Genomic DNA, 11,828 nt, shown 5'->3' with positions numbered 1-11,828 from the left:
TCAGGGTGCTTCCTGTTTCGGGGAGTCGGCGAGGGCGGTCTGCACGATCTGGTGCGGGCGGCCGCGCCGGACCAGCGTGCCGCGGCCGGGCGGCTGGGCGCTCGCGTACAGCTGCGGGAACAGCTGTCCCTCGGAGCGTTCGCCGTTCATCACGAGGGCCGTCGTGCCGGACTCGCGCAGGGTGGTGAGCAGCGGCTCGTACAGGGCCCTCGAAGAGCCGGCGACGCGCCGGGCGATCACGAAGTGCAGGCCGATGTCCTGGGCGGAGGGCAGGTAGGGGACGAACGCCTGGAGCGGCTGCTGCCCGGCGGTGGTGAGGATGTCGTAGTCGTCGACGAGGACCACGATGCGCGGTCCGGCGAAGCCCGGGCCCTCGCCCGGCTCGGCGTCCGGGTCGATGCCGTCGTCCGGGAGCCGCTTGTCGAGCTCCTTGGCGATCCCCGCCGACAGCGCGGCGGCGATCTTCGCGTTGTGCGCGTACCCGCCCCGGTAGGGCTCGGGGACGACGCCGCGCAGCCCGCGCCGGGGGTCGTAGACGGCGAAGACCAGTTCCTCCTCGCCGTAGCGGGCGATGAGCTGGCGGGCGACCAGGGCGAGCAGGTTGGTCTTGCCGCACTCGTTGTCGCCGAGGATCAGCAGGTGCTGGTCCTGGCCGAAGAGGTCCAGCAGCACCGGGGCGAGGACGTCCTGGTCCACGCCGACGGGGATCCGGTACGGCTCCTCGTCGACGGTCGGCAGCCGGTCGGCCGGCAGCCGCGCGGGCAGCACCCGTACCGGCGAGGCCAGTTCGCCGTGCCAGGTGGCGCGGACGGTGCCCGCGGCCTCCTCCAGGGCGGCCGCCAGGTCGGTGTTGCCGGCCTGGGAGTCGATGCGCGGCAGGGCCGTCTGCGCGAAGAGCTTGCCGTCGGTGAGGACCCGGCCCGGGGTGTCCGGGGAGATCGTCTCGGACAGCTTGCGGTCGATGGCCGAGTCGGAGGGGTCGCCCAGGCGCAGCTCGACCCGGCCGCCGAAGAGGGACTGGTTGGCGATGCGCACGTCGTTCCAGCGGAGCATGCCCGCGACGACGTGGATGCCGTAGCCGCCGCCCCGCTTGAGCAGGTCGGTAACGGCGTCGTCGAGCTCCGAGAATTCCTCGCGCAGGGCCCCGTACCCGTCGACGAGCAGCACGATGTCGGTGGAGGCGAGCTCGGTGAGCCGGCCCTGGGAGCGCAGCATGCGCAACTGGTCGACGGAGTCGATGGAGTGCTCGCGGAAGAGGGCCTCGCGGGTGGCGAGCATGGCCCGTACCTCGGCGACCGTACGGGCGGCCCGTTCGCGGTCGGCGCGTCCGGCGATCCCGCCGACGTGCGGGAGACCGGCGAGCGCGGCGAGGCCGCCCCCGGCGAGGTCGAGGCCGTAGACGGCGACCTCCTGCGGGGTGTGGGTCAGCGCCAGCGAGAGGGCCAGGGTGCGCAGCAGGGTGGTCTTGCCGGACTGGGGGCCGCCGGTGACGGCGGTGTGCCCGCCGGCGACGGTCAGGTCGAGCTCCCAGGGGCCGCGCCACTGACGCGCCGGGTCGTCGAGGACGCCGAGCGGCACCTTGAGCGGGGCCCGCCGGACGGTGCCCAGCTGGAGGCCGCGCTCGGTGACGGACAGCGGTCCGGCGGCGGCGTCGAGGGGCACCGCGTCGGGCAGCGGCGGCAGCCAGATGCGGCGTACGGGCGGGGCGGCGCCGGCGAGCTGGTCGACGATGACGGAGAGCACGCTGGGCCCGGTCTCGCGGGCGGTGGCGGTGGGCTTCTCCTCGGTGTCCTCGGCCGGACCGGCGCTGTCCTGGAGGGTGTTGAAGGTGGGGTAGGGCAGGGCGAGCGGTCCGCTCTCGCCGCCTTCGCGCTCGGCGGCCGGGCCCCGGTAGCGGCCGGAGACGTACCCGGCCTTGAAACGGGTGTAGGTGGAGGTGTCCACCTTGAGGTAGCCGAACCCGGGCAGCGGGGGCAGCTGGAAGGCGTCGGTGGTGTCGAGGACGGTGCGCGACTCGTCGGCGGAGAAGGTGCGCAGCCCGAGCCGGTAGGACAGGTAGGTGTCCAGGCCCTTGAGCTTGCCGCCCTCGATGCGCTGGCTGGACAGCAGCAGGTGCACGCCGATGGATCGGCCGATGCGGCCGATGGACAGGAACAGGTCGATGAAGTCGGGCTTGGCGGTGAGGAGTTCGCCGAACTCGTCGATGACGACGAACAGGTGCGGCAGCGGCTCCAGTTCGGGCTTCTCGGCGCGCAGCACCGCGTAGTGGCCGATGTCGGCGACGTTCCCGGCGTCCTTGAGGACCTGCTGGCGGCGCTTGACCTCGCCGGCGAGGCTGGTGTGGACGCGTTCGACGAGCCCGGCCTGGTTCTCCAGGTTGGTGATGACGCCGGCGACGTGCGGGAGCTTCTCGAAGGGCGCGAAGGTGGCGCCGCCCTTGTAGTCGACGAGGACCATCGCGAGGTCCTCGGGCGAGTGGGTGGCGACCAGCGCGAGGACGAGCGTACGGAGCAGCTCGCTCTTGCCTGAGCCGGTCGCGCCGACGCACAGCCCGTGCGGGCCCATGCCGAGCTGCGAGGACTCCTTGAGGTCCAGCAGCACCGGGCCGTGCCGGTCGTCGATGCCGATCGGCACGCGCAGGAAGTCCCGCTCCCCGCGCGGCGCCCACATCCGGCCCACGTCGAGGGCGGCCGGGTCGGAGATGCCGAGCAGGCCCATGAAGTCGACCGGCCCGGAGACGGGGGTGCCCTCGGCGACGGACTCGGCGGACAGCCGCAGCGGGGCGAGCATGCGGGCCAGGCCCTCGGCGGTGGCCGGGCCGAGGGCGTCGCTGATGCCCTCGGCGGCGGGGGCCTGCGGGGTGCGCAGGTCCCGGACGGTGACGTGGCTGCCGTCCACGGTGATCCGTACGGACACCTCGTCGGGCTCGTGGACCTGCTCGGCGAGCAGGTGCAGCACGGTGGTGTTCATGTCGGCCAGGCCGACCGCGGTGTCGGGGCGGGGCAGTTCGACGGCGTTCTCCCCGTACTCGTCGCTGACGACGAGGAGCCGACCGGCCAGGCGCAGGGCGCGCTTGTCGGACAGGCCGCGGCGCACCTCGGCCGCGTACGACGCCCTGCGGCGCAGGTCCGGGGCGAGGACCCCGGCGGCGAGCTGGGGCAGGCTGGGGGCGATCCGGCGGGCGGCGACGGGCCCGTCGTGCTCCTGCTGGTCGAGGACGTGGGGCAGCCACTTGGCCCACTCCCAGTCCGCGAGCCGGTCCCCGGGCACGCCGAGGGCCACGGCCACGTCGTCCGGGGCGTGCAGGACGGCGGTGTGCGTGAGCAGGGCGCGGGCGACCCGCAGGACGCCCTCGCGGTCGCCGACGATGCTGACGTTGCCGGCCCGGTCGAGGGGGACGGTCAGCGGGAAGTCGCTGGCCCGGCCGAAGCGGGCCATGAGGGCGCCCGCTTCGTTGAGCATGAACCGGTCGGGCGGGGTGAGCACGCCCCCGGCGCCCGCCGCGAGGCTGAGCTCCTGGACGGCGACGGCGCCGGTGCCCAGGCGCGGCCGCAGGAAGTCGGGGTCGGTGCGGCGCCGCTCCCACAGCCGCGCGGGGTCGCGCACCAGGTCGTACAGGGCCTCCGGCGGCGGGTTGAGGCGGCGCGCCTCGTCACGCAGCGCCTTCTCGCGGGCGCCGAGTTCCTCGCGCTGTTCCTCCAGGTACTCCAGGTAGCGCTCGCGCTGGGCGCGGCGGGTGCGCTGGGCCTTGCCGCGCTGGGACCAGAACAGGGCGACGGCGCCAACGAGGGCGAAGACCAGCACGATCGCGCCGACGGCGGCGAACTGGCTGTTGCGGATGACGGTCATCATCACGACCGAGCCCATCACGCCCGCCATGGGCAGCAGCGCGGTCGCCGGGCTGCCGATCTTGCCCTCGGGCAGGTTGGGTGGGGCCTCGACGGCGTGCGGGTGCGCGGGCGCGGGCGGCAGGGTGCCGCGGGCCGGCCGGTGGATCAGCTGCTGGGTCACCGGGCGGCACCCGACGCCGGGAGGGCCACGGCCCGCTGGAGCACCTCGGCGGCGAGCCGTACGGCCGCCTCCCGGGTGCCTGCGCCGAGGAGTTCGGAGGTGATGGCGCCGCCGGAGGCGAGGTGGCGGTCGTAGGGCAGTACGACGACCCCCGCGCCGGTCGCGCGCAGCTTCTCGGCGGCCTTGCCGAGGTCGACGGCGGGGTGCGGGGACTGCACGGTCAGCACGACGACGGTGCGGGGCAGCACGGGCACCGGCAGGGAGGCCAGCCAGTCGAGCACGGCGTGGGTGGAGACCAGGCCCTCGGCGGTGGCGGGGGCGGTGAGCACGCGGGCGTGCGCGGTGTCGAGGGCGGTACGGGCCACCTCGCCCGGGAGGGTCTCGCAGTCGACGACGGTGACCCCGAAGTAGCGGCGCAGCGCGACCATCACGGTCCGGTAGGTGGCGACGTCGACCTGGGCGCCGATCCGGCCCTGGCTGCCGGGCAGCAGCCAGCCGCCGTCGGCGAGCGGGACGAGGTAGCCGGTGATGTCGGTGAGCTGCATGGAGGGGCGGACGATCTGCGCGAGGTCCGCGCAGGTCCAGCGCAGGGACTGGACGCCGAGCCGCACGGGCAGGGTGCCGAGGGCGGCGTCCGCCTCCAGGGTGAGCACCGGGTCGTGGCGGAAGTGGTTGTAGGTGCGGCTGAGGAGGGCGGTGACGGTGGTCTTGCCGGATCCGCCGCGGATGCTGGTGACGACGATCTGGCGTCCGGTGGTGACGGGCTGCTGCACCTGCGTGGCGAGTTCCGTCTCGGCGGCGACGGCCTTGGCGACGGAGGAGCCGAGCACTCCGCGCAGGGTGCGCAGGGTGCGGCGCATCAGGGGGTCGCCGTGGCGGGGCCGGCCGGCGGCGGCCCCGGAGCCGGGGACCGGGACGGTCTGGGGGGCCCGGGCCTGCGGCGCCTGCGGGGTGTAGGGCTGCTGGGCGTACGCCTGCCGCGGCGGCGCCGGGGCCGGCTGCTGCGGGAGGGGGGCGTGCGGCTGCACCGGCAGCGGGCCCTGGGGTGCGGCGGCGGGAGTTCCCGCGGCCGCGGCGGGGCCGGCGCCCGTCAGGTCTCCGAGTACTCCGGCCTGCCAGTCGCCGTGCGAGGCTGCGGGGGCGTGGCCGGCGGCGGGGCCTTGTCCGGTGGCGGGGCCGTGGCCGGCGGCGGGGCCTTGTCCGGCTCCGGCCTGCCAGTCGCCGTGCGCACCGGCGGGGCCGTGGCCGGTGGCGCCTGCGGGCCCGGGGCCGTGGCCGTGTCCGGGACCGGGCAGGTGTCCGTCACGCTCGTTCATGCTCATGTCTGACATGTCTGAGTAGCAACCCTTACGCGAAGGTGCCGAGCAGCCGCCCGTACACACCGAACACCCCGATGAGCAGCGGGAACAGCACGATGACGCCGATGGACTCGGCGGTGTCCCCGAACCGCCGCAGCCGGACCCGTACGTGCTCGGGCGGCTGCACGGCGAGGACGCCGAGTGCCGCCAGGGCCAGCGCCAGCAGCACCGCCAGCGGCCCGGCCGCGCCGGCCCGGCCGGCCCACACCAGCAGGGCCGCCACGGTGACGGCAGCCCCGGCCAGCAGCAGCGCGACCACCTCCGCGACGAGCGGGAACGCCCGCGCGCGCAGCCACAGCACGACGGCGACCGCCGAGGCGAGGGACACCGTCCAGACGTCGGGCTCCCGCAGCGCGAGCACCCCGGCCGCGCCCGCCGAGACGGCGGTGGCGAGGGTGGCCAGCGCCATGCCCCGGTGGGTGGCACCGAGGGCGGTGGCGACCTTGTACCGGCTGACCGAAACCCCGCGCGCCCGCTGGTCGTCCAGACCGGTCAGACCGGCCGCCGCCAGCGCGAGACGCGGCAGCAGCCCGAGCAGGACCACCGAGAACACGGCGAGCACCGACCCGGTCCGGGCGCCCGCCTGCCCCTGCGACAGGGCCACGGCCTCCCAGGCCACCGTCAGACCGACCACGGCGGCGGCGCCCACCAGCCCGCCCCGCCCGAGCGCCGTGAACCACCCCAGCAGCGCGAGCCCCACAGCCAGCGCACCGGCCACGGCGGCGAGCCGGCCCATGGCGCCCCAGTGCTGCGCGTCGCCCAGGGTCCACGCCCCGAGCACCCCCACGGCGGCGGCGCCGGCCAGCAGCGCGGCCGCCAGCCCGGACCGCTTCAGCCGCCCGGCCAGCGCCCCCACGATCCCGGCGACGGCGGCCGCCGTGAGCAGTGCGCCCGCCACGGCACCCGGCGCGAACTCCCGCCGGGCGAACCATCCCGCCACCAGCGCCCACAGCACCATCCCGGCCCCGGCGGTGACCCGCCGCGCGGCAGGACGCCAGCGCCAGGCCCGTACGTCAAGGTCCTCGGCGGCCTCGTCGGTGACGTCGTGCACCACGGGCGCGGACGGCACGTCCTGCACCCGTACGAGCCGCAGCACGGCCCCGTCGGCCACGCCGGCCTCCTCCAGGGAGACCCCGTGCTCGATCACCGACCCGTCGGCCGTGACCAGGTGACGCAGCATCGGCTGCGCGGCCACCCGGTCGTCCAGCATCCGTATGACGTCGGGCAAAAGCCGCCCGACCGGCTCCTGGGAGGGCAGTACGAGATCCATCCGCCGCCGCTCGCCGACCAGGGTGACCCGGCTCAAGGCCGTACCGCTGATTGCCCCCATGCTCACCACACGCTCGAACCTATCACCGAGTACTGACCTGCCCTGGCGTCCCCGTCTTGCCCATGAGGCGGTGGGAGATGAACGACCAGCCGACGCAGCCGGCGCACAGCACCGCCGCGATCACCAGCCCGGCGACGGCCTTCCCGATCCGCTCGTCGGCCATCCGCCGCCCGCGCTGCGCCCCGAACAGCACGGCATCGCGCATCCTGCGCCGCCGCACCGCGACGGACTCCAGCAACTGGCTGTCGTAATCCTCAGCCGCCACCCCGGCCTCCCTTCTCCCTGTCGCCCCGCACGCTAGTACGCCCCCTCACGACGCCGAAACCGGCGGCGCCGGTTTCGGCGCCTCGCAGGCCCCTCTCGAACCCCGCAACCCCCTCCAGCCGCTCGTTCACCGGCTCCACCGCTCCAACAGGTCGGTGAGGTCCGGCCCCAGCCCGTCGATGATGTCCGGCTCCCGGAGCCCGTGGCCCACCGCCGTCCCGAAGTACGTGGGCTCCCCCGGCTCCGCCGCGACCCCGAGCAGCCCGTCGAGCTCCCGCAACGCGGCCGCGAGGCGCGGTGCGTTGTACGCGTACACCCGGGGGTGCGGAACACCCCGGAAGTCACATGCCCCCCACACGTCATGGTGCACGGCCAGCTCGGCCGACAGCCCCATGACGGTGTCGGGACACACGCTCAGCTCGACCAGGCGGTGCTCCCGCCGTTCCCGCCCGGCGGCGTCGAACCAGACCCCGTCGCCCACCACGTGGAAGGACGACGGCTCGGCGCGCTCCTGCCCGGCCGGCCGCAGCGCCGCCACCCGCCCGGGCAGGCGGGCGTCGTCCAGCCGCACGCCGTCGAGCCCGAGCCGGGCGTCACCGTCCCCGAACACCCAGAACCACTCCAGCGCCACGGGCTCCAGCAACCCGTGCCGCTCCAGTACGCCGGCCATGGCGGCGGCCGTGCGCAGCGCGGCATCGACACCGGCCTCACCGGTCCCGTCGAGCTCCCAATACCAGGCCCCGCACTCCAACGGCGCCCGCATCAACCCGCCCACGGCCCGACCCCCTCCCGCGCGTACACCTGCCACGTCGCCCAACGCACCCGGCCCTCGGCGAAGTCCACGAACCCGTTCTCGATCAGAGCGCCGCACGCCGCAGGTACTCCCGCATCAGCCGGGCGCACGCGGCGCCCTGCCCGAAGTCGGCCTCCCTCACTCGCCAGTCGATCGCGGTGACCCGCGCGACCAGCTCGCCCGCGCGGATCATCCGGCGGTGGCGGCGGACACGATCCCTCCGAGCCGCCGGGCCGCCTCCAGCCGGTCGATCGCGACCAGCCCCGCCCGCTCGGCCGGGAGGTCCGTCGGCCGCCAGCGCAGGTCCCACCCGAACACCTCGTCCGTGGGTACCTCCCCGACCTCTCGCCGCCGCTGGACCGTCCCCCGGCCGTCCTCCGCTCCGTAGTAGGTGAGCCGCCCCTCGCCCTCCAGCGCGTCGAGCACGGCGTCGTCGAGCACGCCGACGGGCCAGCTGCCGAGGTAGCCCTCCGGCTTGCCGGGGCGGTACATCACGCCGACGAGGTCGAGGAAGACGCCCGAGCAGTCCCGGGTGAACGACCCGCCGCGCTCGTAGAACAGCACGAGCGGCTCGTACGGGTCCGGCAGCCCGTCCACCACGGCCGGGTTCCGCTCCCGCAGCGCCGCCAGCCGCACGGCCCCGGCGCAGGTCCGCCGCAGCTCCGCGCCGGGCACCCGGGCGAGCAGTTCCTCCAGCTCGGCCGCCTGCCCGGCGGGGAGCTCGAACCCGGGGTCCACGTACGCCGTGACGTCGTAGAACGGCCACGCCCCCTCGGCCCCGCAGGCCTTGGCCCACACGGCGGCCCGCCGCAGGTACTCCCACATCAGCACCCGCCGGGACCCGCTGCGCTCGAACGCCAGGTCCCACCGCATGTCCCAGTCCACGGCCCGCAGCCGCGCCAGCACCAGCGACGCCGTCACCCTCATCCCCTCCCCGACAACTCCTGGAGCACGTCCAGCGCCTCGCTCAACACGGCAGCACCCGCACCTTCGCGCCCCGGCCGTTCAGCCACGACTCCAAGTCGGCACCGGAAAGTTCCCGTCGGCCTTCGGCGTCCACGACGACGGCCGGCCCGAAAACCGTGCCCGTGAGGCCGTCCGCCACCGTCCGATCGTCGAAGACAACCTGCATGAAGGTCCGCGACACCGACGCATCGCTGAGATCGGCACCGCGCAGATCCACATCGTCCAGCGACGCGCCATGGAACACTGCCCCTCGGAACGAAGCCGCCCGTGCGTCCACGTCGTACATCTCGACGCTCCCGAAGTCCGCACCGTCGAGCATGGCACCGCGCAGCGAGGCACGGTCCAGCTCGGCCTTCACCAAGGAGGCACCGGCGAGATCGGCTTCGTCGAGAACGGCACCTTCGAGGTGCGCACGGTACAGATCCGCGCCTGACATGCGGGCTCCACGCAGAACCGTCTCCGTGAGGAGCCCGTTCGCCAAGCCCGCACCGGACAGGTCGCTCATGGAGAGGTCGAGCCCCGCGACATCCATCCAGGCGACCTCCCCCACCGTCGTCACTTCACCGGGAGACGGCGGCGACGATCTCCCCGATGAGCTTGGCTGCCTTGAGCTCTTCGAGCTGGATCAGACCCGCCTCCTTGAGCTCCGTCTCGGAGCCGGGAATCAGGTCCGTCGGCTGCCACCGCAGGTCCCGGCCGAAGACCTCGTCCGTCTGCTCGTCCCTCAGCACCCGGCGCCGCAGCAGGGGGCCCTGCCCGTCCTCCGCCGTGAAGTGCGCGACCTGGCCGTCGGCATCGAGCGCGTCGAGCACGGTGTCACCGAGCAGGGTGACGGGCGGATTGCCGAGGTAGGCCGTCAGGGCGCTGAGCCGGAACCGCACACCCGTCAGGTCGAGGGCCCCGGAGTTGTCCCGGGCGAATTCCCCGCCCCGCTCGTAGAAGAGGACCAGCGGCTCGTACAGATCGGGCAGGCCCGAGAACCCGTCCGGGTTCTGCGCACGGAGCTCGGCCAGGCGGACCGCTCCCGAGCAGGTGTTCCGCACCTCCCCGTTGGGTAGCCGCAGCAGGAATTCCGCGAGCTCGGAAGCGATTTCGGCGGAGAGCCGGAAGTCGGGGTCCACGTACGGGGTCACGTCGAAGAAGGGCCAGGCCTCCTCCGCCGCATACGCCTGCGACCACAGGGCCGCTCGGCGCAGGTATTCCCGGAACAGGACTCGACGCGACTTGGCGTGCCCGAACGCGAAGTCCCAGTCGCTCATCCACCCGACCGCGCTCAGGCGGTGGAGCACGGCGGACGCCGTCCGATCGGTCACTTGAGCTCAATTCCCTTCGAGCGCAGCTCGTCCTTCAGAGCCGCCACCACTTCGTCGATGTTGGACAGATCGGACGCCAGCTCGATCTTCGGAACGTCGAACCCTACCGCCCTCCAGTGTCCGAATCCGCCCCTTCCTTCGTTCACCGCGAGATCGTGCGCGCCTGCGTCACGGGGGTCCCGGGGGAATTCACGGTAGTACTCCACCGGGCCGCCGTCGTTCTGGAACGAATCCCACAGGTGCGGTGCGTCGACGGTATAGGGCAGACCCGCCTCCATCAGCTGGCTCTCGACGTATTCGTGTCCGATGTAGCGCTCGAACTTGGTCGCTTCCTCGGGCGTGAGGGTGCGCTGGCTCGCCGCTTCCCAGATCTCCGCGATGTCGCTCCGCGGTGTGAAGTACCCGTGGCGCGAAAGACCGGGACCCTCGGGCACCACGTGCTGGGTGAGGAAGAAGTGGGTGCGGACACGGTCCAGCACCTGAGGGCTGATGCCTGTGTTGTCTGAAATCGCCCCGATGTTCAGGCTCTCCGGGTTGGCCCGGACGCCGTCGTAGAACCGGGCCGCCGGGACGTGCTCGGGGGTGGGCTCCTCGATGTACCGCGCCCCGTCCGGCCTGGGCTCGGAGCCGCCGGGCAGCACCCCGTCATCGCCGGCGCCCGCGGGACCGTCGGGGAGGGAGCCGCCGCCCGAGCCGCCGCCCTGGTGCGGGACGGTCGGGCCGTCGCCGTGGCCGCCGCCGCCCGTGGAGGGGCCGTCGCCGTGGCCGCCCGTGGACGGGGTGTCCGTGTGGCCGCCGGTGGTGGGGGTGGTGTCGGTGTTGCCGTGGCCCCCTGTGCCTCCGGTGCCGCCGGGTTCGGTGTGGCTGTTGTGCGGGGTGTTGTCCGCGATGCCGCCCGGGGTGTGGGTGGTGACCCCGCCCGGGGTGTGGGTGGTGACTCCGCCGGGGGTGTGGGTGGTGATGTCCGTGGGGCGGCCGCCTACGCCTGCGGGGACTTCCTCGCGCTTGGGGATTTCGGCCAGGGGGTGGTCGGGGCCCTTGGGGACGGTGGTGAGGTCCTGCTTGGGCAGGCCCTTGTGGTCCAGGAGCTGGTTGGTCGTCTTGTCGTAGTACTGCGGACGTCCGAGCGCGTCGTCCGGGAGACGGACGGTGTCGTCCGGGTGCGGGAACTTCACCCCCGGCGCGTCCGCCTTGGGCAGGTCCTTCCACACCACGTCGTCCAGCTTGGGGAACGCCCCGTCGACCTTGCCGAGGTTGGCGAACAGGTCGCCGATCTTCAGCTTCGCCAGGGAGCCGGCCTTGCCGATGTAGGTGATCGGGTCGATCAGCCGGCCCGTCTTGCCCGCCACCGACAGCACCTTCGCGACCGCACCGGTCTTCGCCGCCGTCCCCGCACCACCGGTGAACACCGTGGTCAGGACGTTGAAGGTGACCGCACCCGCCGCACGCGCCGGGTTCTTGCCCCACTCGTCCCACGCCACCAGCGCCTTGCCGGTCTCCTTCACCGCCGTCCGCGAATCCCGCAGCCAGCCCGGCAGATCCTTCTCGTCCGCCATCCAGAACGCCGTACCCACACCCGGCGTGACCGTGATCGCAAGACCCGTCGCCAGCTTCGCCAAGCCCAGCCACGCCTGCCCCGCCGCGTCCGCACCGTCCACACCCACCAGCGTGCCCAGCCCGCGGATCGTGCCCCAGATACCGTCCACGATCAGGCCGTCCCACACGAACGACTTGATCCAGTAACCCACCTCCCACGCCCGGTGGGTCTCCTCCAGCTGCGAACCCCACGGCAG

Annotated in this window: 9 protein-coding genes and 1 pseudogene; all 10 read right to left on the bottom strand. The window is 73.8% G+C overall.

Translation table 11 applies throughout. The annotated features are described in order from the left end of the window. Complete coding sequence (eccCa, locus tag ACFY7H_RS30635) at nt 1-4,011, bottom strand: type VII secretion protein EccCa (protein WP_388944772.1); 4,011 nt, start codon at nt 4,009-4,011, stop codon at nt 1-3. Next, the gene (locus ACFY7H_RS30630; protein ID WP_388944769.1) at nt 4,008-5,333 is read right to left on the bottom strand and encodes a hypothetical protein; all 1,326 of its coding nucleotides are present in this window, start codon (nt 5,331-5,333) and stop codon (nt 4,008-4,010) included. Before ACFY7H_RS30630 ends, eccCa begins: the two co-directional genes overlap by 4 nt. Before the next feature lie 25 nt (nt 5,334-5,358). Next, entirely contained in the window at nt 5,359-6,699 is a 1,341-nt protein-coding gene (gene eccD, locus ACFY7H_RS30625) for a type VII secretion integral membrane protein EccD (RefSeq protein WP_388944903.1), read from the bottom strand. A gap of 22 nt (nt 6,700-6,721) precedes the next feature. Next, nucleotides 6,722-6,904, bottom strand: a complete 183-nt coding sequence (locus tag ACFY7H_RS30620; protein ID WP_388944900.1) for a hypothetical protein — start codon at nt 6,902-6,904, stop codon at nt 6,722-6,724. A 186-nt stretch (nt 6,905-7,090) separates the two neighbouring features. Then, nucleotides 7,091-7,738: a hypothetical protein gene (locus tag ACFY7H_RS30615; protein ID WP_388944766.1), complete on the bottom strand. Its 648-nt coding sequence runs from the start codon at nt 7,736-7,738 to the stop codon at nt 7,091-7,093. An 82-nt stretch (nt 7,739-7,820) separates the two neighbouring features. Then, the gene (locus ACFY7H_RS30610; protein WP_388944764.1) at nt 7,821-7,949 is read right to left on the bottom strand and encodes a hypothetical protein; all 129 of its coding nucleotides are present in this window, start codon (nt 7,947-7,949) and stop codon (nt 7,821-7,823) included. After that, entirely contained in the window at nt 7,946-8,677 is a 732-nt protein-coding gene (locus ACFY7H_RS30605) for a hypothetical protein (protein ID WP_388944762.1), read from the bottom strand. The genes ACFY7H_RS30610 and ACFY7H_RS30605 overlap by 4 nt, the downstream gene beginning before the upstream one ends. Before the next feature lie 46 nt (nt 8,678-8,723). Continuing rightward, nucleotides 8,724-9,254, bottom strand: coding sequence for a pentapeptide repeat-containing protein (locus tag ACFY7H_RS30600; RefSeq protein WP_388944759.1), 531 nt, complete (start codon nt 9,252-9,254; stop codon nt 8,724-8,726). 28 nt (nt 9,255-9,282) lie between these two features. Further along, the gene (locus tag ACFY7H_RS30595) at nt 9,283-10,035 is read right to left on the bottom strand and encodes a hypothetical protein (protein ID WP_388944756.1); all 753 of its coding nucleotides are present in this window, start codon (nt 10,033-10,035) and stop codon (nt 9,283-9,285) included. Beyond that, a pseudogene (locus ACFY7H_RS30590) lies at nt 10,032-11,828 on the bottom strand (hypothetical protein); the annotation flags it as partial. The pseudogene ACFY7H_RS30590 and the gene ACFY7H_RS30595, both read right to left, overlap by 4 nt.

It is taken from the genome of Streptomyces sp. NPDC012794, assembly GCF_042901085.1.
Lineage (GTDB): Bacteria > Actinomycetota > Actinomycetes > Streptomycetales > Streptomycetaceae > Streptomyces.
This window is presented reverse-complemented; position numbering and strand designations above follow the sequence as displayed.

Excerpts from the sequence above, each read along its gene's own strand:
- ACFY7H_RS30630 (WP_388944769.1), bottom strand. The coding sequence starts at position 5,333 with ATGAGCATGAACGAGCGTGACGGACACCTGCCCGGTCCCGGACACGGC.
- eccD (WP_388944903.1), bottom strand. The coding sequence starts at position 6,699 with ATGGGGGCAATCAGCGGTACGGCCTTGAGCCGGGTCACCCTGGTCGGC.
- ACFY7H_RS30620 (WP_388944900.1), bottom strand. The coding sequence starts at position 6,904 with ATGCGCGATGCCGTGCTGTTCGGGGCGCAGCGCGGGCGGCGGATGGCC.
- ACFY7H_RS30610 (WP_388944764.1), bottom strand. The coding sequence starts at position 7,949 with ATGATCCGCGCGGGCGAGCTGGTCGCGCGGGTCACCGCGATCGACTGG.
- ACFY7H_RS30600 (WP_388944759.1), bottom strand. The coding sequence starts at position 9,254 with ATGGATGTCGCGGGGCTCGACCTCTCCATGAGCGACCTGTCCGGTGCG.